General features: G+C 44.4%; 21 protein-coding genes. 7 read left to right on the top strand and 14 right to left on the bottom strand.

Features of this window, described 5'->3' with window-relative positions; genetic code table 11:
* Positions 1–245: 245 nt before the first annotated feature.
* Positions 246–497, bottom strand: coding sequence for a hypothetical protein (locus IEX60_RS19740; RefSeq protein WP_188753128.1), 252 nt, complete (start codon positions 495–497; stop codon positions 246–248).
* Positions 487–702, bottom strand: coding sequence for a hypothetical protein (locus tag IEX60_RS19735; protein ID WP_090631973.1), 216 nt, complete (start codon positions 700–702; stop codon positions 487–489). Before IEX60_RS19735 ends, IEX60_RS19740 begins: the two co-directional genes overlap by 11 nt.
* Before the next feature lie 463 nt (positions 703–1,165).
* Between IEX60_RS19735 and IEX60_RS19730 the strand changes: the two genes are divergently transcribed.
* Positions 1,166–1,375, top strand: a complete 210-nt coding sequence (locus IEX60_RS19730; RefSeq protein WP_090631975.1) for a hypothetical protein — start codon at positions 1,166–1,168, stop codon at positions 1,373–1,375.
* Positions 1,376–1,996: 621 nt separating this feature from the next.
* Here the strand turns inward: IEX60_RS19730 and IEX60_RS19725 are convergent.
* Positions 1,997–2,401, bottom strand: a complete 405-nt coding sequence (locus tag IEX60_RS19725) for a hypothetical protein (protein ID WP_229717662.1) — start codon at positions 2,399–2,401, stop codon at positions 1,997–1,999.
* A gap of 73 nt (positions 2,402–2,474) precedes the next feature.
* On the opposite strand from IEX60_RS19725, the gene IEX60_RS19720 reads away from it, so the two are divergent.
* Complete coding sequence (locus IEX60_RS19720) at positions 2,475–2,921, top strand: PH domain-containing protein (protein ID WP_143073012.1); 447 nt, start codon at positions 2,475–2,477, stop codon at positions 2,919–2,921.
* A gap of 13 nt (positions 2,922–2,934) precedes the next feature.
* Here the strand turns inward: IEX60_RS19720 and IEX60_RS19715 are convergent, their stop codons facing one another.
* Positions 2,935–5,625, bottom strand: coding sequence for a TonB-dependent receptor (locus IEX60_RS19715; protein ID WP_188753127.1), 2,691 nt, complete (start codon positions 5,623–5,625; stop codon positions 2,935–2,937).
* Positions 5,622–6,572 (bottom strand): GLPGLI family protein, encoded by a 951-nt coding sequence (locus IEX60_RS19710; protein ID WP_188753126.1) that lies wholly within the window; start codon positions 6,570–6,572, stop codon positions 5,622–5,624. Before IEX60_RS19710 ends, IEX60_RS19715 begins: the two co-directional genes overlap by 4 nt.
* Before the next feature lie 186 nt (positions 6,573–6,758).
* On the opposite strand from IEX60_RS19710, the gene IEX60_RS19705 reads away from it, so the two are divergent.
* Positions 6,759–8,300, top strand: coding sequence for a sensor histidine kinase (locus IEX60_RS19705; RefSeq protein WP_188753125.1), 1,542 nt, complete (start codon positions 6,759–6,761; stop codon positions 8,298–8,300).
* A gap of 15 nt (positions 8,301–8,315) precedes the next feature.
* On the top strand, positions 8,316–9,017 hold the full coding sequence (locus tag IEX60_RS19700) for a response regulator transcription factor (RefSeq protein ID WP_188753124.1): 702 nt from the start codon (positions 8,316–8,318) through the stop codon (positions 9,015–9,017).
* A 73-nt stretch (positions 9,018–9,090) separates the two neighbouring features.
* Here the strand turns inward: IEX60_RS19700 and IEX60_RS19695 are convergent, their stop codons facing one another.
* A complete protein-coding gene (locus IEX60_RS19695; protein ID WP_188753123.1) occupies positions 9,091–9,291 on the bottom strand; it encodes a hypothetical protein in 201 nt (66 codons plus the stop codon).
* A 205-nt stretch (positions 9,292–9,496) separates the two neighbouring features.
* On the opposite strand from IEX60_RS19695, the gene IEX60_RS19690 reads away from it, so the two are divergent.
* Positions 9,497–11,125 carry an acyl-CoA carboxylase subunit beta gene (locus IEX60_RS19690; RefSeq protein WP_188753122.1) on the top strand — a complete coding sequence of 543 codons (1,629 nt, stop codon included), beginning with the start codon at positions 9,497–9,499 and terminating at the stop codon, positions 11,123–11,125.
* A gap of 100 nt (positions 11,126–11,225) precedes the next feature.
* Positions 11,226–12,575 (top strand): acyl-CoA dehydrogenase family protein, encoded by a 1,350-nt coding sequence (locus tag IEX60_RS19685; RefSeq protein WP_188753121.1) that lies wholly within the window; start codon positions 11,226–11,228, stop codon positions 12,573–12,575.
* Between the two features lies 1 nt (position 12,576).
* Here the strand turns inward: IEX60_RS19685 and yidC are convergent, their stop codons facing one another.
* Positions 12,577–14,397 carry a membrane protein insertase YidC gene (gene yidC, locus IEX60_RS19680; RefSeq protein ID WP_188753120.1) on the bottom strand — a complete coding sequence of 607 codons (1,821 nt, stop codon included), beginning with the start codon at positions 14,395–14,397 and terminating at the stop codon, positions 12,577–12,579.
* A 13-nt stretch (positions 14,398–14,410) separates the two neighbouring features.
* Entirely contained in the window at positions 14,411–16,030 is a 1,620-nt protein-coding gene (gene pyrG / locus IEX60_RS19675; protein WP_188753119.1) for a CTP synthase, read from the bottom strand.
* 197 nt (positions 16,031–16,227) lie between these two features.
* On the opposite strand from pyrG, the gene IEX60_RS19670 reads away from it, so the two are divergent.
* Positions 16,228–16,740 (top strand): HmuY family protein, encoded by a 513-nt coding sequence (locus tag IEX60_RS19670; protein ID WP_188753118.1) that lies wholly within the window; start codon positions 16,228–16,230, stop codon positions 16,738–16,740.
* Positions 16,741–17,184: 444 nt separating this feature from the next.
* On the opposite strand, the gene IEX60_RS19665 is transcribed toward IEX60_RS19670, so the two are convergent.
* The 6 genes from IEX60_RS19665 to IEX60_RS19640 all read right to left on the bottom strand — a co-directional run bounded on the left by IEX60_RS19665 (position 17,185) and on the right by IEX60_RS19640 (position 24,264).
* The gene (locus tag IEX60_RS19665) at positions 17,185–20,259 is read right to left on the bottom strand and encodes a TrlF family AAA-like ATPase (RefSeq protein WP_188753117.1); all 3,075 of its coding nucleotides are present in this window, start codon (positions 20,257–20,259) and stop codon (positions 17,185–17,187) included.
* 313 nt (positions 20,260–20,572) lie between these two features.
* On the bottom strand, positions 20,573–21,355 hold the full coding sequence (locus tag IEX60_RS19660; protein WP_188753116.1) for a DUF3560 domain-containing protein: 783 nt from the start codon (positions 21,353–21,355) through the stop codon (positions 20,573–20,575).
* A 55-nt stretch (positions 21,356–21,410) separates the two neighbouring features.
* Positions 21,411–22,406 (bottom strand): DUF932 domain-containing protein, encoded by a 996-nt coding sequence (locus IEX60_RS19655; RefSeq protein WP_188753115.1) that lies wholly within the window; start codon positions 22,404–22,406, stop codon positions 21,411–21,413.
* Positions 22,390–22,587 carry a hypothetical protein gene (locus tag IEX60_RS19650; RefSeq protein ID WP_188753114.1) on the bottom strand — a complete coding sequence of 66 codons (198 nt, stop codon included), beginning with the start codon at positions 22,585–22,587 and terminating at the stop codon, positions 22,390–22,392. The genes IEX60_RS19655 and IEX60_RS19650 overlap by 17 nt, the downstream gene beginning before the upstream one ends.
* Positions 22,588–22,786: 199 nt before the next feature.
* The gene (locus IEX60_RS19645) at positions 22,787–23,341 is read right to left on the bottom strand and encodes a hypothetical protein (protein ID WP_188753113.1); all 555 of its coding nucleotides are present in this window, start codon (positions 23,339–23,341) and stop codon (positions 22,787–22,789) included.
* Positions 23,342–23,814: 473 nt separating this feature from the next.
* Positions 23,815–24,264: a hypothetical protein gene (locus IEX60_RS19640; protein ID WP_188753112.1), complete on the bottom strand. Its 450-nt coding sequence runs from the start codon at positions 24,262–24,264 to the stop codon at positions 23,815–23,817.
* Positions 24,265–24,353 lie beyond the last annotated feature (89 nt).

The raw sequence follows: 24,353 nt of genomic DNA, 5'->3' as shown, positions 1-24,353 counted from the left end.
GATTTGCAGTAAGCACAAGGGGTGTTTCCCAGCCCCGCGGGGCTGGGAAACACCCCTTGACACAGTTCATTTTACAGACCCTTAGAAGGTATAAGCAATCTTGCGGTTTGTGTTCTATGGGTTTTCGTTCGTTGTTTCAAATCACTATTTGAAAGGTATATACAACTCATCGGTTCGGCTTTCTTCACAAAAAGGCGGGTATCACAGACCTCGATGACGGTATATGCAACGAGTATGCATCGTTTTCATACATCAATAAGCTTTCGTTCTTCATCCAGGGTGTAAAACACCAGATAAGGAAATTTTTTCATTAGCCGAGCTCTGAAATTCAAATAAAATACCTGAAAGTATCGTACTTTCACAATCTCAGAAATGGCTCGCCGATAATCTTTGAGAAAATCTAATGCAACTTTTTTTGAGACATGTTCACTGTAATACTCAACCGCCTGTTCAACCTGTTTGCCGGCTTCAGGAGTGATGAGGACACTATAGCCCATATTTCCCTTTTAGGCTTTCGTATAAATCCATTGCTGGGAGGCAATCCTCAATAGGAACATCGTTTTGTCGTAAAAGAAAGTTCTTTTGTTCTTCGGTTAGTTGAAATTCACGCTCTTTAGCTTCATAGGTGGCACCTATAAGTTCCAGCACCTCAAGAAAAAAAGAGGTTTTATCTTCGGGAACCGATAGGTTGAACGTTGTCATAATTCAAAGATAATAAAATTCGCTCAGATTTGGCAAGTATCCAATGTACTCTTTGAAATCTTAGAGGCTGTATACAGCCGCAGGGTGAGGTCAGGTTGGCATCACTGAATACTTTTTATACAACAGAGCCTCGATTGGAAAAATCAAGGGTTTGTTCTGTGCTTTAAGATGCTACAATGCGGTCGGTTCTGAAAAAACTTTTTCGCTGTTACAGACCTATACAACCGATGGATGCTTTTTCTAAATCTTCATCAGAGTGTTACAAACTCCAATTTGAAAGGTGTATGCAACCTCTGAACCCAAGAAACTCGAAAGTAAACGGGTGTTAAAAACCCCAATTTGAAAGGTATATACAACATTTATTCAATTATCAAATCTACAGAATATGGTGTTACAAACTCCAATTTGAAAGGTATTTTGAAAAGAGATATTCATCGGTATCTTTGTTTTAAACGTGACTCGCATGACACAGGTGACCCTACATATTGACAGCAAAAAAAAGTGGGCAGCCATAAAGACCATTTTGGAAGCTATGGATATTGCTTACGATGCACAGGAGCCTGTGAAGGAAGTCAGTGAAAAAGAACAGATGTTGCTACAGCGGGCGGAAGCAGACGTTGCTGAGGGGCGACTGCACAAGTTTAAATCCCATCGTGAAATATTAGGTAGTTAGTACCGGTTCTTGATTAAGAAAACCGAATATACCGAAACCTACAAAGAAACCTTATCAGCCGTAGTTTCGATAATCGAACGCGATTGGGGCGACCGATATGTGGATCGATTTCTGAATCAACTTGACGATGTGGTTGAAAAAATCCAGACTTACCCTTATCTGTTTCAGGCTATACCTATAAACTCGAGATACAAAAGGTGCGTTATTTCCAAATAAACGTCCTTAGTTTACGATGTTACCGACTCGAAAATTATACTCCTGTATTTATTTGATAGTCGCCAAGAACCATTATGGGATTAGGTGTCGTTAAGCTTTCGTATTCGAAATTTTAGAGGCTGCTTGTACAGCCGTAGGGTGAGGTCACGTTGACACTCACTGAATACTTTTTTATTTGCACCAAGAGTCTTGACTGCGAAAACAATAAGGTACATGTAATGTAAATTGGTTTTCTTCCTTGGATAAAATATCGTTGCCGATTCCAATTTGAAAGGTATATACAACTGTTCTAGGTGCTACCTTCGGTAGTAGCTGGGTGTTAGTAACCCCAATTTGAAGGGAGTGGAATATCGGGGTTACAGCAACACATTTTGTAAGCTGGCCCTTCGGAATTAACCAACTAGCTTACGGGCGCATCTCAATGATGCTGTCCACAACGAACACACTGAAGCCACGCCAGGGAATCGCATGTTTGTATTCCCGGTAATGCAGGTCAAATGTCTTGCCGCTATTGAGCATCAACACATTGGCGATACTGTCATTTTCTACGGAGAATTCGAATTCATTGGATTGGATAGTACCGATAGAAGCTGATCTTAGCCCCACCTGTATCAGTTTTCCTTCATAAGTCTTGAAGATGTTGCCTTTTTTGACCACATAATTCAGCTGGCCGGATTTGACCCCTTCGCCGAATACATAGTAGTAATTCCACCAAATCATCCCTGCGGCGATAACAAGCAGGGCGATTCCGGCGATCGTAAGGTAATTTCGAAAGGACTTCCATCTTGGGGCGATTTGTTCACGTGCCATGGTGTTCGAATGATTATGATGAACCTGATAGGCAAATGTAGGGAAAAATGTACCAGTTTGTTTATCTTTGGGTGTGGACCGGAAACTTTTCAAAAGCCGTAAAGATTTGCTGTTGGGGATCGTGATTTGGGTGCCACTGCTCGCATTGCTGGTTACGGTTGTCACAGAGTTATTCAACACGAATCAGGCTTGGAATGGTCGGGTTTTTGGCTTGTTGGTGATGTCGGTGACCATTGGTTTTATCGGTTGGATGTGGTTTGGTACACATTATACGATTGATCATTCTTTTGTTTACTACCGGAGTGGTCCTTTTCGTGGAAAGATCGCCGTGTCGTCTATCCGGGAGGTGGTCATCGGTGAAACGATGTGGTCGGGGTTTAGACCCGCAACCGCCCGCAGAGGATTGATTTTGAAATATAATCGGTATGATGAGATTTATTTCTCGCCGGATAGCAACGTTGCGTTCGTCGGAGCCTTGCAAAAAGTGAATCCGGAAATACGGATTACCGAAGTAAAATAATAAGCCGTTACCCTTATAAATTGAACGTCAGCTTCAATACCGCCATCCGGCCGCGCAGGTCATACACACTATATCCCGCTTGATTGGCCGAAAGGCTGTAGGTTTCGTATTCCGTAATGTTTGCCAGATTCGTCAGATCGAGTTCAATATCCGCATTCCACTTATCCAATTTATACCGCACATTGGCATCGACAAAAAAGTAGCGGATGTCTGCTAGCTGTGCCTGGCTGGTGTGTTGATGGCGGCCGCTGAGCCGCAGGAATGTGTGGGCAAAGGGTGAATACAGAAGACTCATGGATTGGTCATATCGCCGGATCTGCCTATCAGGTATGTTGCCAACCCCACCGTCGGCCAGCTTGCTGGTTGTCCAAGTGCCTGTGGCTTTGTAATTCAGGCTGATGCGATCCCACAACCGGGCCTCGAAATCGGGCGTGATGCTGAACGATACATTGTCATACGGCAGGAGTTTGCCATTCACAAGTTGGTTGAAGCGCGTGGTGCCCCATGTCGTTTTTAAACCAGCCGTTGCGCCCAAGGCAAACAGGTATTTGCTGATGCCTGCGCTGGCATTGAAACTGCTTACCTCGTTTTCGAAAGGAAGCAGCACGATGCTCGAAAGATCATCGGTGAGCACGCGGGAGGCAATCGTATTGGCGTTGGCATGGGTATAGCTGATGCCTGCATTGACGAATAACATGGAAATATTGCGCTGCAGGTTGTAGTTCAACGATAGGTTGTGTGACCGTTGTTCCGGCAAAACCGTGCCGTTTGTTTGCAAGCTACGGTAGTTGGTAAGGATGGCACCTTGGTAAAGGTCGCTTATATCGCCCAAATGGTTGTTGAAGCTGTAGTTGAAAGATAGGTAATCCTCCGGGGTAGTCAGGTATTTTGCGCGGAACATAGGTGTGAACAACAACCATTTGTTAGTTTCGTCAAGCTGGAAACCGGGATCTTCGTAGGTGATGTGCTGCCATGTGAACGGAAGTGAAAGCAGGGTTTCCCAGTTGCCTTCCTGAAGTTCATAGGTAGCAGTAAACTGGGCATGGTGCCGCTGCCAATCCAGGTAGTTGTCTGTACTGCCTGAATAAGCAAGCTGTTCGCCCGAAGGTTGTGTCAGGCGAAGCTGCGAGCGAAGTTGTTGCCACTCATTGAGCATGCTGAGTCGATACCCTTGCATGATCCGCCCGTTGGGAATCCGGTAGCCGACGGCCAGCGTGTTGAACCACGATGGAATGGCAGTATACTGATATATTCCCTCGTAAGGCTGTCCGTCATTGAGGGCATCGGCGTTGATGCCCGGCAGGATGTCCAGTGTTTGCGGACGGTTGAAATGGCCCACGTACCAATTGGTGCTTAGGATGTTTCCATTGCGAAGGGACGGTACGTACTCCAGCTGGTTGGAAAAGTCGCGCACGCGACTGCTGAGCTGCTGATCCATATCACGGGCGTTGCTGGTCAGTGCGGCATTGCCTGTTTCGCCCGAGTAACCGATTTTAAGCGCATTGTTGAGGTAATAGGTACCTTTATTGACCTGTGCGTTGAGCGACACATCGATCAGGAATGGACTCCGGTCAATTTGTTGGATCTCGCTGTACCGAATCGTATCGCCAGTGAGATAGCTATCATTGGCGCTGTAATAATTCAGGTTGTTGTTGTCCAGCAACAGTCCGACGTTGGCTTTCAGTTGCAGCCCATTATCCAGGTTTACGAGGTTGTTGGCGTTCAACGAACCTGAACGGTTCTGATAATACCGGCTAGTAGGCAGCGGGGGGGTGCCTACGGTACCGGACGAGAGCAATTCAGCCGGTTTCGCATATCCCATATCGGCCAACCGACCGGTGCGGTTGAAAGCGGTAAAATCGGGCGCGAGGTCGGTGCCAACGTTGTTGGCTTTGCCAACATTCAGCATTTTATAGGCTTTGTTGAATAAAATCGTGTTCAGTTCGCCGTCATACTGTCCGGGAAGTCCCCCGCCGAGTTTCGCCTGGCCCGTAAGGGCCAACCTAGCCTCATCCTTGATGGTAAGGTTGAGCGCGACGTTTTCACTGAGGGTTTTCCCCTGGAGGACTTTTAGTGGCTGGTGGTTTTGCATAATCTCCACATCCTTAACCATGGCATGGGGAATGGTTTTCGTGCCAATGGCATATTTGTCGTCCAGTAAGTCATCTCCGTCTACATAAAAGTTGGAGATCGCTTTGCCATTGTATTTGATCTGGCCGTTTTCTTCGACTTCTACACCGGGCATCCGTTTCAGCACGTCGCCGATGGTACGATCTTCGGGTTTGGTGAACGAAGAGACATCATAACTTAACGTGTCGCCCCGCGAACTGACCTTTGGACGGCTCTTGACCACTACTTCGGCAAGGTCGATGGCCTCCGCTTCCATGGGTATTTCATAGCGTTCCCGGTCGGCGATCAGCGGTATGGATACCTTCTTATAACCCAGGTGGTTAATTTCTACGCGGAGCCCGGTGGCATCCGTCGTGTCAGGCCATGTCAGCAAAAACGAGCCTTGGCTGTCGCTAGCGTTAAACGCCAGCACCCGCTGCTGTTGGTTTTTGATCATTACGCTGGCATGGGCCACCGGTTTGCCGTCTGCGGTTTTTAATGTGCCCCGGATCTCGCGGTTCTGTGCTAAAACGGCAACGGACGAAAATGACAGGAATAGGAGTAAGAATACGTTCCTGATGTTACTGGATTTCATCGTGTTCCGCGATCGTTGTCCACCAGTTCCAGTGGGTTGTTCGGTTTTTTGATTTTTCCTTCCCGCATAGCCATTTCGCGCATCGCAGTGAATTCTTCGGGCGACAGTTCCCGCCCGCTTTGGTCTTTCAGGACGATCTTTCGCTGTACATTTGCACCTGCCGGTGCATTGTGGCCACGCAGTGCATTTCCCATCGGGTTCTTATCAAATGCAGCTTTCGCTTTCGCGTATTCTTTGGCCGTAGCGGGTATTGCGTCTTGTGGAAGCGCAAGAACGGTAGCCGTTGGGGGTTCCTTGTCGAAACCGGCATAATGGAACGCTACTTCTTTTTTACCGTCTTCCGCTTCGAGGATGAGTCCCGGTAATCCATGTAGTTTCCACGGACCGTAGGGAAACGGCAGTTCAGTGGTGAACCAAGCGATATAATCGCGGCCACCGAAGCTACCGGTTGCCTGTTGACACTGGTAACCACCGATCTCCTTAACTTCTGTGCCGATTTGCCAGTCGATCTGCGGGTATGTCTGTTCAATGATATACGTGGTCATACCCAACCTGTTTACCGTAGCAAGCCTGTTTTCTTTGGGAAATAGGTAAAGAATTTCATGGGAAATGTTGGGCGCATTGACGAAAAGCCGGGGTTGATTGCGGCCGTTCGGGGCGCCTGCTTTTTTAGCATCGCCCGGTTGCTTTTCCGCCATGTCCTTTTTCATTTTCGCCAAGGTAGTGGCAAGTGAGAAGCTGTTGTACAGGGTGATGTCTTTGCCGATATAGAGCATCATATCCTCCCGGTGGGGATTGTCGCGGAAATTGGTATCGTCAATATGTACGAACTGGTACTTGACGTGGGCCAGGGCGACATCGCTCTCCTGCGCTGTCGAGGAGAACGAATGGCAGAAGATCGAGCTTCCTGCCAGGATCGCAGCCACTGAAATTTTTCTTATAGCCATAATGTTAACTTTTTAATGGAACTTTCGAAGACAAAAGTAGGCGGGCCGGAGAGCTAAACGTCGTTTTTAGTGTTAAGCAATGTTAAGGAAGGGATCGAGTGTTAAATACTGTTAACGTTTGTTAAGCGGTGTTATATTTGGGAATCTGCTAGGTGCAAAACCTGTCAGGTTTTATAGCTTTGTATAATGATAGCTCGACGTATTCGGCTTATTGCAATCATGGTATCCTGTTCATTGGCGGGTATCCTGCTATTGCAAGGGTATTGGCTGTATAATTCCTACCGGCTTTCCACGCAGCAGTTCGAAAAAGAAGTGCTCGACGTGTTGAAGCGGCTTGAACATGGTCACGCGTTAGCAGAGATCGAAAGCATGGGATTTTTTGTCGACAGCACGGGTAAGAACGATACCGCAAGGCTGGCGAGGATGGTGGACTTTCTGTTGACAGGGCCACACTTGCCGCCAATCAAACCAACTCACGAGCTTCCCAAAGACCGACGAATCATTACCGAATCGAAAATGATGGTTGCCATGCTGGCGGATTCTTTGAATATCACCCAGCACGGTAAAGCGGATAGCTTGATGAAAATCAGAAAGCGGGTAGGCGATACGAAGTTTATGGATGTGGGAGCCGGCAAACAGGTGTTTACGGTTAATACCAACTATGATTATACGGAAAGTGAGTTTGCGGAATTCAGCACCCCCCTTGTGCAAGAGATCGATTCGTTGCTGCAAGAGGCAGGAATCGGTTCTACCTATGCTTTTAAGCTGAGCAACTTCAACGGCGGTGGCGATACTTATGTCTCTGACCGAAAGGTTTTTAACGGGCAATTACGGAAAGCCGATAGAAACGCAAAGATCGGCGTGGCGAAACCCTATCGATTAACCCTGGCCATCGCAAATGATATGGGCTATATCCTGAAAAACATGCTTTGGGTGCTTATGGCTTCATTGGCAATCGTTGGAATTACCGCTTGGGCTTACGTAGTCATGTTGCGTACCATTTTTCAGCAGAAAAGGCTATCCGATATCAAAACGGATTTTATCAACAACATGACACATGAATTCAAAACACCCATCGCCACGGTGTCATTGGCTGTGGAGGCGCTTCAGCATTTCGACGTGATGAAAAAGCCGGAACAGACAAGGGAATACCTCGACATTTGCCGAAATGAATTGAACCGTATCTCAGTGATGGTGGAAAAAGTATTGAAGATGGCTGCATTTGAGCGGCTTGATATTAAATTGTCATTACAGAAGACAGACATCGGTAAAATGGTAGCAGATGTGGTGGAAAACATGCGGCCACAATGGGAAAAAAGGGAGGCCAAAGTAAACATTAACACCGAGGGTGGTGTGGAGGCTAACGTAGACCGCACCCACATGGCCAACGTAGTGTATAACTTGATTGATAACAGCTTGAAATATACCGATAAAATACCGGAAATCGAAATTTTCTGTGGAATTACGGATAGCCGTCAGGTACGATTGACGGTCAGGGATAACGGAGTAGGTATCCCATCCACCTACCTGGCACGGATATTTGAGAATTTTTTTCGCGTGCCTACGGGCAATATTCATAATGCCAAGGGTTTTGGTTTGGGCTTGGGGTATGTGGCAACCATCGTCAAAAAGCATCGCGGCAATATAGATGTAAAAAGCACCGTTGGGACGGGAAGCACATTTACCATTGTTTTGCCAACGGATGGGTTTTTACAGGGAACCAATTGATTAATCATGCAGCAGGTGGGGAAGCTTAAAGTATTATTGGCAGAAGATGAGCCCTTTTTGGGAAAGATCGTAAAAGAAAGTCTCGAATCGCGTAATTTTGACGTACTGTGGGTGCAGGATGGGCTTAAGGCCTATTCGGCGTTCCGGACTTTTGATCCGGCAATCTGCATTTTGGATGTCATGATGCCCGTCAAGGATGGGTATGCACTTACAGAAGATATCCGCAAGCTCAATGATCGCGTTCCCATTATTTTTCTTACTGCCAAATCGCTGACCGAAGACGTGGTGAAAGGTTTTGAACTTGGTGGCAATGACTACCTGAAAAAGCCATTTAGCATGGAGGAGTTGATTGCGCGGATGAACGCATTACTGAATCGAACCGCAAAATCGAAGGCCTCCACCAAGGAGCAATTTGTGATCGGCAACTATCTATTCAATAACGCCTTGCAGGAACTTGCTCTTGGGGACGACGTGGTTAAGCTTTCCTTCCGGGAATCGGCTTTGCTCAAAATGCTGATGGAGCACAAAAACCAGGTGCTCGACCGGAAGACGGCGTTGGATTTCCTTTGGGGGGGCGATAGTTTCTTTAATGCCCGGAGCATGGATGTGTTCATTACCAAACTCCGCAAGCATCTAAAAAAGGACGATGCTATTGAAATTGTGAATATCCGGGGGATTGGTTATAAATTGATCGTGGACGAAGGGTTTGAGGAATAAAAAAAGGTACCTAGTGAGGTACCCTTTTTTTAAAAATTTTTCAATTTGGCTTTTTAAGCACTAATCGTAATGATTATTGAGCCAACGAATCCAATGAATCGATTGCACGGGAACCGATGGAATCGATCGAATCCGTAACTGAGTCAACTTGTGATTCGATTTCGTTTGTCAAAGAATCAGCAGTTTCTTCGCTTTGAGAAGCAGTGTTGTTACAAGCTGCAATCGCTACCGAAAGAACTAAGCCTAAAAAACCGAATTTAAATACGTTTTTCATCGTTAATTTCCTTTTTTGGTTAAAACAAATTTGTTTATTTTACTCATTAATACGCGGGCTTTGGAAAGGTAACCCAAAAAAATAAAAAAAGTTAAAATTTTGATTCATGACAGGTTCGCAAATCAATTCATATAAGTTCGATATCCAACGGTACGTTATTTCATCAAGCTTGCAAGAAACCAAGGAATGCCGTATCTTGTGAACCATGGCAGACCTCGAATTCAATCAAAATGAGGACCTAAACAAGCGGGCCGTTTCCGAATTAAGGAAGCAGTTGAAGAAGGTTTATAGCGGAGGTGGGGGAGAAGCTGCGGAAAAGCAACATGCCAAAGGCAAACTGTTAGCCCGTGAGCGAATTGCTTATTTGTTGGATGAAAATAGGCCTTGGTTGGAGATTGGTGCCTTGGCGGCCGAAGGTATGTATGCTGAATACGGTGGATGCCCATCGGCGGGCGTGATTACGGGTATTGGATATGTGGCGGGTAGACAGTGTGTAGTAGTAGCGAATGACGCGACGGTGAAAGCGGGAGCCTGGTTTCCGATGACGGCAAAAAAAAGCCTTCGCGCTCAGGAAATCGCCATGGAAAACCGATTGCCGATTATTTATTTAGTGGATTCAGCAGGCGTGTTTCTGCCTATGCAGGATGAAATTTTCCCAGACAAAGAGCATTTCGGACGTGTCTTTCGCAACAATGCACGGATGAGCAGTGAAGGTATTGTGCAGATAGCCGCCATTATGGGAGCATGCGTAGCAGGGGGAGCTTATCTGCCCATCATGAGTGATGAAGCCATGATTGTGGAAGGTACCGGATCGGTCTTTCTGGCAGGTTCATACCTGGTTAAATCGGCCATCGGCGAAACCGTAGATAACGAGACACTCGGAGGAGCTGGCACCCATTGCGAAATTTCGGGTGTTACTGACTATAAGCAGCCGGATGATAAAACATGTCTGGACTCCATCCGGAATATTATGGGGATGTTGGGAAAACCTAAAGACGCGGGTTTTGACCGTATAAAGCCGGCAGCACCCAAGTTGGACGAGCGGCAAATCTATGGGATTTTGCCATCGTCAAGAGAGAAACCGTATGACATGAAGGAAATTATCCACCGGTTGCTGGATGATTCGGAATTTGAGGAATATAAAGCCCTGTACGGACAGAGTATTGTCTGTGGCTTAGGGCGGGTGGATGGTTGGGCGGTAGGAATTGTAGCCAACCAACGTAACCTAGTGAAGAATGGGAAAGGGGAGATGCAACTTGGCGGAGTAATCTATTCGGACGCAGCGGATAAAGCGGCAAGGTTTATCATGAACTGCAACCAAAAGAAAATCCCGCTGGTGTTTCTGCACGACGTGACAGGCTTTATGGTAGGCAGCCGTGCCGAACAGGGGGGCATCATTAAAGACGGGGCAAAGATGGTGAATGCGGTGGCTAACTCTATAGTACCCAAAATCACCGTGATAATAGGTAATTCTTATGGAGCGGGTAACTACGCGATGTGTGGTAAGGCGTATGACCCCAGACTGATCTTCGCATGGCCTTCTGCCAAGATTGCCGTAATGGGGGGTGCGCAGGCTGCGAAAACACTGATGCAAATCCAAACGGCGTCGCTGCGGGCAAAAGGCCAAGAAGTTAGCGGTAAAGAGGAGGAACTGCTTAAAGAGATCGCAACACGTTACAACGAGCAGACTACTCCCTACTATGCAGCAGCTAGGCTTTGGGTGGATGGCATCATTGACCCACTGGAAACACGGAAAGTGATTTCCATGGGTATAGAAGCCGCTAATCAATCGCCCATTGAAAAACCGTTCAATGTAGGAATAATACAGACGTAGTTTGGTTAGGTAGTTCAAAGACCGGAATATATGTGGCCACGCAGCACGTAAATACCTCAGCGATCTTTGCGAAAAATAAAAAACAGAAATCGAAAAGAACATGTTTTCAAAAATCAAAAAAGCGTATCAATTGTTCAAAACAATTGATTTCGAACAGCTGGACAAATTGTCGCGAAAAGTAGACCTGCCCAAGGTGATGGAATCGTTTTCGAAACTGGATGAAAAACAGCTCAATGGACTGATGAAGATGCTGGATGGAGGTAAACCCAAAAGAGAACTTCCACCGATCAATGGAGATTTTTATGAGCTGCATCTCCGGCTGAGCGAAGAAGACCGGGCGCTTCAATTGAAGGTGCGAGATTTCATGGAGCGTGAAATAAGACCCTTGGTTAACCATTATTGGCTCCGGGATGAGTTCCCGTTTGAAATCATCCCGATGCTTGCAAAGCTGGATATCTGTGGACTGACCTATAATGGATACGGTTGTGCAGGTAGGTCATCCCTCATGGAAGGAATTATTGCGATGGAAATTGCACGGATCGACGCGTCAGTAGCTACATTCTTTGGCGTACAAAGCGGATTGGCTATGGGCTCAATTTACCTCTGTGGGTCGGATGCGCAGAAACAGGAGTGGTTGCCCGCAATGCAACAGATGAAGCTGATCGGCGCTTTTGGCCTTACCGAGCCTGAAGTTGGCTCGGGAGCAGCCGGAGGATTGACCGTAACGGCGAAAAGGACGGAAACCGGCTGGGTATTGAATGGACAAAAAAAATGGATCGGTAACGCACCTTTTGCTGACGTAACGGTAATCTGGGCCAAGGATTTGACGGATGGAGAGGTAAAGGGATTTCTGGTGCGGAAAGGTACACCAGGTTTTGAAGTGGAAAAGATCAAAGGTAAAATGGCTCTGCGCATTGTCCAGAACGGGCTCATTACGTTGACGGACTGCGTTGTGGGAGAAAGTGACCGCTTGCAAAACGCCAATTCATTCAAAGATACGGCCAAGGTCTTGCAATTAACCCGGGCAGGAGTGGCATGGATGGCTGTGGGTTGTGCGCGGGGCGCATATGAGAATGCACTGGACTATACACGAAAACGTAAGCAATTCGGCAAACCGATTTCGTCTTTTCAGCTGATTCAAAACCATCTCGTTGAAATGCTCTCTAACCTTACGGCCATGCAGACGCTGGTATATCGGCTTTCAGAGCTGCAGGATGCGGGCATGCTGCGTGACGAACATGCTTCATTGGCCAAGGTGTTTTGTACCCTCCGTACGCGCGATATCGTAAGCCGGGCGCGGGAAGTAATGGGAGGCAACGGCATCCTCCTTGAATACGATGTAGCTCGTTTCCTGGCCGATGCCGAAGCCATTTATTCTTACGAAGGGACTAAAGAGATCAATTCGCTGATTGTCGGCCGGTCAATTACCGGATTCAGCGCGTTTGTATAACTTATTTTTTCCCTTTTCCCTGTGCTTGTTGCTGGCGCATGTATTCTTCCATGCGTTGTTGGAATTTTGATTTTTTCTTCTCTGATCCGGGCTTTTTCTTGTTTGCCTCGATGATAGCCAAGATCTTGTCGTCGTTGATCATATTGCGGATAACCACCTGCTGGCCGAATGTAATGACAGTGGAGAGGAAATAATAATAGTTTAGCCCCGCTGGAAAGCTGTTCAGCACGAAAAGAAATATAAGCGGCATAAAATAACCGATATACTTCATCTGCGCGTTTGCAGCCCCTGAAATACTGTTGTTATACCAGGTGGACAACAGGGTTGCTACCGTCATGAGAATACACATTAAACTGATGTGATCCATGCCAATAAGCGGCAGGGGAGAGAACGTAATGGGCGAGTCGTATGTCGAAAGGTCTTTTACCCAAAGGAAACTTTCTCCGCGTAATTCAAAAAGATTCGGGAAAAAGAAAAAGAAAGCAATGGTAAAAGGCATTTGAAGAAGAAGGGGAATACATCCACCCAACGGGTTCACACCCGCTTGTTTGTATAGTTTAAGATATTCCTGCTGTAGCAACGTCGGATTGTCCTGTCCCACTTTTTCTTTGATCTGATCCATCTCCGGTTTGAGTACCCGCATTTTGGCCATGGATACATAGGAGCGATAGGTAAGCGGAGACAATACCAATTTCAGCATAACGGTCAGGATCAGGATAACCAATCCATAGCTCCAATTGAAGCTGTCTAAAAAGTTGAATACCGGAATAGTGATGAAGCGGTTGATCCATTTCATGGGACCCCAGCCCATGTCGATCTGTTTCTCTAAACCGTATCCGTGTGCTTTGAGCACCTTGTATTGATTGGGGCCAAAGAAAAAATGCATAGGGTAGGTGTTGATATCCTGCCGATTGAAATCAAGGTGCAGATTTGCCGAAAACAGCTTGACAATGCGATCGTCGGTGCTGGTATATACGTCAATCTTGCCTCCGTTGAAACCCTGGTCTGATATCAATACATTGGAGAAGAAATGCTGTTTGAAAGATATCCATTCTATTTTGTCCTTCACTTCTTCCTCGTCATCCTTCGCAGTGTTCAAATGGTCTACCTCTCCATCGGTGAGTGCATAATACAGGGTCGAACGTTGGCGTTCGCTTTTCATATCCTTTTCTTTTTGGAAAAGAGAGGCCTCCCAATTGAGCACCAGTTGGTTTTCTGTGGGGGCCACCACATCCTGCATACCTTTAGTAACGATGGTGAAGCCAAGGTTGTGATCTCCTCCTTTTATAGAGTAAATGTAATCAATGTACTTATCAGGCGCATAAGTTAACCGGAATGTAACGGAAGCCGAATCTTGACCTGCCACCTGCACATCATAGCCTTCCGTAGAAAAAAACAGATCGTTGGTGATGATGTTTTTTCCTGCGGCCGAGAAAAACAACCCAAATTTGTTGTGATCACCTTCGAAAAGCATCAGCGGCTGGCCATCGTACGTTTTCTGATCCTTGAGTTCAACGGACTTCACGCGTCCGCCTTTCGTGCTGATGCTGGCGCGGATATGCTCGTTTTCAAGGGTAAGTATCTTTTCTTCGCCAACGGTAGCCCGGCCGAACGGACTGCTTAATAGTGCGGAGTCAAGCACCGGGGTAACTTCCGTGACGGTGTCGGTTTTTAGGGTTTCAACGCCTGCCCTTGCCTTGGCAAGCGAATCCTGCAATTGACGCTCGCGTTTAATTTCTTCGTCTGAGGGCTTCATTAAATAAAAGGAGCCCGCAATGATGACGAATATTAAAACGAGGCCGGTGATTGAGTTTCTATCCATTTCTTAATTTGCGCTATTTCTGCTTTGCTGCTTTGCTATAGGCCAAAGAAGCGGCTACAAAGCTAACAAAAAGTGGGTGAGGATTTGCAACTGTTGACTTTAATTCGGGGTGGAATTGTCCAGCGATGAAAAAAGGGTGATTTTTGAGCTCAACGATTTCCACCAGATTATTGTCTGGATTAATGCCCGAGGCAATCATGCCGGCGGCCTCATATTGTGCCATGTAATCGTTATTGAACTCATATCGATGACGGTGGCGTTCTGATATTTTTTGTTTTCCGTAGATGGAGGCCGCTTTTGTGCCTTTTTTGATTTCACAGTCATATGCACCCAACCGCATGGTTCCGCCCATGTTTTTTACTTTTTTCTGTTCCTCCATAAGATGGATGACTGGATGCTTCGTTTTTGTGTCCATCTCGTAACTGTTTGCATCTTTCAATTTCAATACATTCCGTCCGAACTCGATAACAGCACACTGCATGCCCAGGCAAATACCAAAAAACGGAATGTTATTTTCCCGTACGTGCCGGATGGCAGCCAATTTGCCTTCCAATCCACGTTCGCCGAAACCGGGTGCAACCAATACACCGCAAACCCGGCCCAATTTTTCAGCAACGTTATGTTCGTTTATGCTTTCAGCAGCAATGTATTTTACTTTCACCTTGCATTCGTTCATCGCGCCAGCGTGGATAAATGCCTCATTGATCGATTTGTAAGCATCGGGTAACTCCACATATTTCCCAACCAATGCAATCGTTACTTCGGCAGTAGGATTTTTTAGCTTGCCGAGGAAAATCTTCCAGCTTTCTAGGTCAGGATCGCTTTTAGTTGATAGCTTGAGTTTGGTCAACACCGTCTTATCCAACTGCTCTTTCAGCATAAGTAAAGGTACGTCGTATATAGATGGGGCATCGATGGACTCAATGACAGCGTTGATGTGAACGTTGCAAAACAATGCGAGCTTTTTTCGGATATCAGAATTGAGGTGATGTTCGGTCCGGCAAACCAATACATCGGGTTGTATTCCGTATTCCAGTAACGTTTTTACAGAATGTTGGGTTGGCTTGGTTTTCAATTCGCCCGCTGCTGCGAGAAACGGCACAAGGGTCAAATGGATCACCAGTGAACTGTTGCTCCCTAACTCCCAGCGTAGCTGGCGTACCGCTTCGATAAAAGGAAGCGATTCAATATCGCCAACCGTGCCCCCAAGTTCGGTGATAATGATGTCGTAATGACCATCTTTACCCAGTAAGCACATTCTTCGTTTTATTTCATCGGTAATGTGCGGTACCACCTGCACCGTTTTGCCGAGATAAGCACCCTCGCGCTCTTTATCGATTACATGTTGGTAAATCCGTCCGGTAGTTACATTATTAGCCTGCGACGTGGGGGTATTCAGAAAACGCTCGTAATGTCCGAGGTCTAAATCGGTTTCTGCTCCGTCTTCCGTGACATAGCATTCGCCGTGCTCATAAGGATTCAGTGTGCCGGGGTCGATGTTGATGTAAGGATCAAATTTCTGAATGGTAACCTTATAGCCCCGCGCCTGAAGAAGCTTGGCCAAGGATGCCGAAATAATACCTTTTCCTAACGACGAGGTAACGCCGCCCGTAACAAAAATGTATTTAGTCATGACAAATTTTGGGTGTATTTTATACGCTGTCTAAGCTAAAAAAGCTGTAACCATCACGTTTGTGTACGGGATGCGAAGGTACGGATTTTTTTCCGACAAATGCGGACAACTTTTTATTCCGTTTCTCAGAACCATATATTTTCAGTTAATTGTTTAGATTCGTTATAAATAATTACAGAATGCGGTATATTTGTTGCATGAAAACAATATATCTTTATCGGGTTGCGATCTGTGTGCTCGCGCTCGTACTCTCTACTCAGCTTTATGCACAGGAAATTAAAACGATCAATAATTTGGATGCTTCATCCAAAACAGCTTATTTCAATTTAACCACTGGAAAAGAGGTTGCCGATGCTTCAGCAGATTGGGATATTGCCTTCAATCGTACCACGGTATTGATTAACGGTGGCAGCAGTGGTACAGGCAAAGTTACAGCGGCGCTATTGAAAGATACTTCTTTCGAAAAAGTAACCAAACGGCCAGATGTAGATTTCAGAACAGATTCTGAGGCTGAAAAGGCAATCCCAACAGGTAGCGGTAATGGTTGGTATGAGTACAATATGGCCGATCATAGTATAAATCCGATCCCTGGCCGCATTTTGATTATTAAAACCTCCGAAGGTAAGTACGTTAAGTTAGAAATATTGGGGTACTATAACAAATCTAACTACGATTCGGCCAATTATTCGTTTAAATACAGTTTTTTGTAGCTTTAAGACTGGTCGTATATATTGCAATGAACATAGGCCAATCATGTTGCTTTCGATTCTTCTAGTAGCGCAATGGAGCCGAAATCATCAACCGCTTTTTCTCCATATAGCTTCAAATAGGGATAACTAATGAAAGTGATTTAAAGAGAGGGGCAGTACTTGAGGATATTAAAAAATGGAATGCCTTCGCTAAACTAAACGAAGGCATTCCATTTTTTTAAGTCGGGGTGGCGGGATTGCGCTACCCTTCTCTAAATGACTATTTATCAATTATTTACCATCAAACTCTCTTAACAGGGTTAAGAATAGGGTAAAAATGATACTGTATCAGAATATACCAAAACGTTTCAAACACACGGCTTAATCCAATTTTCAGGGATATAAATAAGCCTGTTTTGAACTATAAAGGTATGTATAAAAACTCATAATTTCATCCAAAATGCTCTAAAAATTACTTGAAACGTACTTTTTATATTTAACACGGCGATTATCAAAGGCTTTCATCCTTCCTTCTAAAATATCTACTATATGACCATTCATTATTGGGTTTTCAATTCCTCCTGAATCACATGAAACCACATAGTTATTTTCCTTATCAATATTCATATATACAATCTGTTCGGCATCAGCGACGATAGCCAAGTTAGGATTATGAGTAACCATTATAATCTGCCTGAGTTTTTTGGCTCGTTTGATATATGGTACTAATATTTCCGCTACACTTTGATTGTCAAGGATATCTTCCGGCTGGTCAATGATTAACGGCTTGTTATCTTTATCAAGTACTAAATAAAACACTAACAACAAGCCTCCTTTCTCACCGGGAGACAATTGATTTAGACTCTTATCGTTCAATCTTAAGTCATATTCTGGACGTAAATAGGTCAAAGAACATAGGTAATTATAAAAATCCACTTTTCTATTGTCTTTAAATCGAATATCGAGGTTGGAAATGTCATCAATAAAATCTTTAACTCGCTCACTGCTGTCAAAGTTGTATTTCGCTGTTAGTTTCCTCAATTCCTCATCACCTCCCTGATAAAAGTGTCCATACCGATTTACATAATCGAAGAACTGTGTGTAAAATTGCTTGTCAACTTTAAAGGAACTCTCAATAGTAATGTTTTGCTCGGCGGAATATTCTTCAAGGACTTCCGAAATTGCTTCCTTCATCTTATCATAAATCTCTTGAATTTGTTTTTTTTGCTCATAAATATTAATTACAATTGACTTTCGTAATTCAATTTGTGCGGTCAATTCGCTTGGGAGTTCGTTTTCTACATAATTCAATTCCTTTTCATAAAATTTAATTGTATCATCAGTGACATCATTTCCAACAATAGCCTTTTGCTTTGCCTCCCATTCTTTTATCTTAACTAAATAATCTTGGTAATCCTTAAAGGGCTTCTCCAAGTCCTTTTCTAACTGTGTTTTTTCATGCCTTAATCTATTAAGTTTAACTACTAAACTGTTCTGCGCTCCTAATGCATTGGCATCTGCCAACAGTAAATCTGAAGTGCTCTTAATTGACCCATTGGCTTGCTGAATTAGTTCCTGCAATTTGCTTACATCAACATTGAGATTGATAATTGAGTTAATGTCCAAGCCATACTGTGAAAACAAAGCTGTTTTTGAAGCCTTCCATTCTTCGATGTTTTGTTGTTGTCTTAATACATCTGAAGACAGAATCACCAAATCAGATTGGCGAATTTTCAAATTCGACAATTCCAAAGTAGTACTTTCAATCAAGGCTTCTTGGGCTGTAATTTGTTGCTCAAGTAGAGACACCTGTTCAGCTTTTTTCCGCTGTTCGGCTGAAAGTGTAGTATCGTTCTCAGGGTTTGTTACAACCACTATATTCTCTTTCTCTTTTTCATGAGCGGCCAATTCTTGTGTTTTAATATTTCTTTTGTTTTCGATACCCTTTTTATAATCACTTGATGATTTTTTCTCCAATAAATCTATGGTTCTATTAGCCGAATTAAGCTTTAAAGTCAGATCATCAATTTGCTGAGCAATTAATTCTGTTTTAAAACTCTCAAGTTCATCAAAACTCTTTTTGCCAAGTTTATCTGAATCATCCAGCCTTAAAAAAACAACCTTATTGATTTCTTCTTTGAATCCACTATCTTCATTATTGCATAATTTTTCCAGATAAGATTGTGGTATGTACTTTACTCGTTCAACGGTCGTCAAATCAACATTTTCATTTAAATTCTTTTCATAGAGCGTTTTGTCGTACCATTTCATGCTGCCGACAAAATTTTCTGCATATCCTTTCTGGCGAAACTTGTCACTGTTCAAAAATGAAAAATCCTTATTATTTACGTGCGAGTTTCCTAAAAGGCCGATTATGTCAGCAATAGCGCTTTTACCTTTACCTTTATTACCGATAATCGCAATCAATTCAAATCCAAGTTGCAGCTCAAAATTTTTAAACCATATACCCTTTCTTTCGTCATAGCCATTTATCTGATTGACACTGATACTGTTGATATAATTACCCCTTGCGCTTTTAATTCTTGAAAAAAGTGCTGGATATTCACCAATAAACACCCGGTCCCGAGGTTCAAATAATATTTGCCTTATGCCTTCAAAAGTAGCGTCTGCTTTAATCCAACAATATCGCTGCTCATCTGGTTCAAATAATTTGTCAAAATCATGGGCATCTGAACCCCAAATACAAGGTTTTATAGTCTTAAATTCCTTGACAAACTGTTCCTCACTACCTGATTTATCCCCCAATCCAAATGCGATCGTGTTGGCATTGGAACTAAAAAATGCATTTGCGCGTTGTAGTATAGTTTTACGAGTCAATCCATCCTGGCTTTTCCATTGAATATCTGATAAGTCTTCATCGGAAGGAACGACAACTAAATACTTTCCCTTAAAATCATTGTTTTCACTTAATATGGCTCCTATCTTTCCATCGTCAACCACGGCATGGGTCATCCCGACCTGTAAATCAGGCCCCGTTATGTCCGGCTGCTCGCTTTTCAATCTCCGACCAAGTTGGCTTAGGTTGCCTGTTTTGAGTTTTTTCCTTTTATCGCTTTCATCGGGATCAGATTCATATACAAAGTCAAGGTCATGCAGAAAACTCTCCTCAATTAAATTCGTTGATAATTCATCGGAGAATATCACATGCAGGTTAATTCTCCCGCTTTCGGTTTTAACTTTTCCATCGCGATTAATCTTATTTATTTGTACAATCTTATTTAGCCTAAATTCAACATTTGGAAGAAGAAGGATATTCTTGATTTCGGCAACTTCTTCATCGGAAAACAGTTGCTTCAACTTTTGGGGATTGTTTAAATAGTCTTTTTTGATTTTTTTGTAACCGTCAATGGTAAAATAGTCTGTAATGCCAATGATTTTTATTTTCTTCTCGATTGCCTTTTTAAACAGGGTTTTAACATATTTGTCGAAGTCGTCTCCAAAATTATTTGCCAAAGCTGAAAAGGGGGTATGGACATGAAAGTCACATTTTTTCCAAATGGAGCCTCTTAAATTGTTCATTAATTGGATTTTATTTAAATGGTTGAAACAATCTGTTTATAAAAGTCAAGATTATTTCTCAATAACCCTAAAAAAATATAACATTAAACGTTTTTGAAAACCTTAGTTAGGGATATAAAAGCGCATTTTGCAAGTCTACAATGCTCATAAATCGCTCCTAAAACGCTCTTAGCGCGCGAAAAAAAGGCCGTTTTTAGGCTGTTTTAAGCCTTTCGGGCGGCTTTTTTGCCTCGGAAAAGGAATTTGTTTGCTTAGAAAAACATCCCCTCAAAACGGCTTAAAATGCTTTTGAGGGGATGTTGGATTTTCGGCATTATTCGGCATTCAATCCCTGCACAATCTCTTTTGCAACGTGCAATGCCCAATTTGATATATGCCGCTGCCACGCCCCCTCCGTTGGCGACCAACGGAAACCGTTCGATTTTAATTGCTTCCTAAAATCTGCATTCGGTTTGCCATCGAATACCATTTGCAAGCGGTTGGCTTCTATATTTTCAACTATCCGAACGCCATTGATGACCTTATCAAACGGCTGTTTCTGCTCTCGCTTGCGTAACTGTTCTATGCGCTGTTTAATCCGTCTGATGTTTGCATTGTTGTTGGACAGTTTATAGTGGGCAAAGCCAATATCTCCCATGACGTTGGGGGTTGTCACTTCCTCCCACAATTTTTCAGTAGCATAGGGCAACGCTAAAAAACCTGCCTTGTCTTTTTTCTTGATAAACCTATTGGTGGCTTTCATAAAATCCTGATTGTCCTGCAATTCTTTTAGCTTTGCTTCCAACTTCTGCAATGCTTGGGGGTCATCCGAAAAAATGGCGGTATTGCTTTCTATGGTTTCCGCTTTTTCCTCGTAATACGTTGCTTTATCCTGTTTTTCAAAGGATTTGCCATAGGTATTATATATTTTCTCCCGATAATTGCGGTCCCTTTTTTCCGAATGGTGGCCAACTAAAATGGGTTGCCCGAATGGGATAACGCCCGCCATTTCTTCGGCACGTTTATACAGGCTTTCAGCTTCCTGTTCGTTTTTCTTCGCTCGGTTCTTCGCATTCATGATGCGTTTTTGCCTACGTTCTTCAAAATCGTGTTTCATGATAAAAAAATGCGCCCTTTGTGCGGTTGCGCCTCCGCTTTGGTTAATGATTCCGTTAGTTGAACCGCAATGCACGGCTTCCGCTCTTGGCGAAGTCCAAGCATAGGTTAAAAGCCGTTTGGGAGCGGTCGTAACCCGTACCGTGCATGATGCTTTTAAACTTGCTTTCGTCATCCTTGAAATTGCGCACGTTTTGGAAATACCCGGTAACGGCATTGTAAGCACCGAACAATGTTCCCTTAGTGGTGTTTACCTGTTGGCTGTCGCTCGTCATGGCATAATCGAAAACGCTGCTCACCATGTTATTGTATTGGCTGCTCAATTCCTCGTACTTGCCCGTCCGGAGTTTCTCATAGGTTTCCCTATTCGGTACCATTGCCAGTTGTACCAAGCGTTTTACCTGCGGATCGGTAATACGTACCCTTGCCCAGCGGTTGAAGATGCTTTGTAATTCCCCTGCTAATTGGTCGGATATACCCAACATTTTATGTGCGCTTTTCAACTTCTCGGCTGCGCTTGCCGTGTGGCGTATCTTGATGCAATTGCTGCAATTTGCCAAAGCTGCGTTAAGCGTGTTGGCGCACCAAATACGTACGGGAGTAAATGCGATTGTTATGCAGCCCGTACCGTTGTGGGTGGTTGTCAAAAACAGGTATTGCTCAATAAGGTCATCCCTGCCCACTTTTATATGTTCGGGCAATTTGGCGGTGATAAAAATCGTCTCACCGTAGCCCAATGCCCCTGCTGTCTCATACCGGATGCCTCCCCTGCCCCCCACAATGCTATCGAAAAATGAAAAAGCATCGGTATTTTGCAGTACTTCGTAACTGCTGCCAACCTTGTCGCCTAAAATTGCCTCCGTGTCCGTCCTGAAAGTGAAAAACGAACTATCGGAATCCTTGCTATCGCCACTCGGCAAATTATGCGTGTTGCCTTTTTTTACGACTTCATAATCCAATCCCGCCTGTGTCATCGCTTCCATACTTGTGGCGTTTTTTTCGATGTCCGTACCGATAAGCCGCCAAACCTTTTCTTTAATCTGAGTTGCCATTTCTGTAAATTTTAATATTCCTGACTCTTGTTAGTAAAATCTCCGTTTCCAAAACCCTGACCTTTCCCGTGTCACTGATTGAACAAATCCCCTGTTCCACTTCGGTTTGGGTTTCGCTTACGTTTTCGTGTTCGGACTGCACCAGCACCCGTACCATCAGATAAAGGGTTGCATACTTCATTATCAAGTGCTTTATATGTTTTCATAAACTTTATTAATTGCTCCAAATATGCTTTAGGGTTCATATCCCTGAATTTCTGGCCGTAACCCTCCCAATACAATTGGTCAAGGTGTTCGATAAATGCCTCTTCCATATCCGTGATGTTTGATAAATGGAAAGAATGCCCCTGCACGGTTCATGCAGGGGGCAAACCATCTTATTAGTGTGGGATTCGGATTTCTCCCTCGATTTCTGCAAGTTTTCCAACGCAAAGCGTTTTAACATGCTGCGCAACGGCATTGATGATAAATGGATTTTTGGTGGAAAAATCATTGCCATTATCGTCGGTAATGGTCAATTCACAACCTTGGAACTGGTCAAGCCCGACTTCCTTGGCATCGTCCAACTGTTCAACTTCAAACGCTTCCAATTCATCGATGGTAGCAATGAGCTTTTCCCGTTGCAACTTTTTGCGGTGCAACGTCTCGACCCATTTTATGGTTTCATCCAACCCCATTGCAGGGGGTTCATTGACCAGTTTTTGTCTAAGCTCCGCTTTGGTCGGCTCGGCTTTTTCAGCTACCAACACCTTTTCCGTGTTTTGCGGATTGCTGACGGCTGCAACGGCTTTACCGTTTACTTCCCCGGCTTTCGCTTTACTGTCGTCCGTGGCTGTGCCTACCTTTGCCTGCACTTCATTTTTAGCCGTATCTTTTGCGGCTGCACCGTTGTTTTGGGTGTTTCCTTTGTTGCTTCCGATTACTGTCGTTTTCATGATAATTTTGTCTTTAATGAAAAAAAATCCTGTTAAATCTTGGTCTCGGTCGTAGCCCGAAAAAAAGGGGAAACCAAGACGGGGGCGCTTTGTTAAGTGTGTCCATCTGCCTGAATTTTTAAAGAACATTCGCAAAAAACCGTCTCGGCAGGAGCCTCGCCGGCTTTTGATAAACAGCCCACCTAAAACACGGCCCCCTCAAAGGCAAGGCTTTTCGGGAAAAAATACCTCGTGAGCGGAGCGAACAGGGAAGATTTTTTCCCGAAAACAAGCGGAACGAAGTGGAGCCGCCTTGACGTGAGGGGGGTGTTTCAGAAATTTGTTTAACAAAGGCCGATGAGGCAGAAAAGATGGGATAGCGGTTGGTATCTTGGCAGATGGGTTGCTGTTAAAAGCAAAAAGCTGGCACCGACCAGCTTTTGATTTTCCCTAATCCAATGTTAAGGGATGTTGGTATTTTGGTTTCCCAATGCCTATGGGTTGATTTTGACAAAGATTTCTTCCGTTCCGTCCTGATGGGGCCAACTGAGGCTGCCGTTTTCCAAATCAACGGGAACAATGGTGACGCTTTCATCCATCGGGGCTGCGATGCGGAGTGTTGTATCGCTTGCCTGCAAGTCGGCTATAAGTGTTTTTCCTTTGCCGTGGTTATTCCAGACACCCGCTACTTTGTTCACGGGGCGCTGTGGGTCATCTTTTTTTGCGCTTGACCAACGTGCGAGGAACATGATGTCCATTCGGCCATCATCCGTTGCTTTTATTTCCAACGTATCCTTGAAATAATCAAATTCGTTTTCGCTCTCCGAGGCGTAAACCCCCGCAACCTTTTGAGTAAGGTCTGACTTATCGGGATTTGATGTACAGGCGGTGGCCAATAAACCCACCGTGGAAATCGAGGCGATAATAGCTGCTATCGGTTTCATAGTTATTGTTTCATTGGTGACTTACACAAAGTTAGCGATTTTAAATACGAACAGAAAAGGCCCGTCATGCGTCCATAACGGGCCTCTTT

The sequence above is a fragment of the Parapedobacter defluvii genome, from assembly GCF_014642075.1.
Taxonomy (GTDB): Bacteria; Bacteroidota; Bacteroidia; order Sphingobacteriales; family Sphingobacteriaceae; genus Parapedobacter; species Parapedobacter defluvii.
This window is presented reverse-complemented; position numbering and strand designations above follow the sequence as displayed.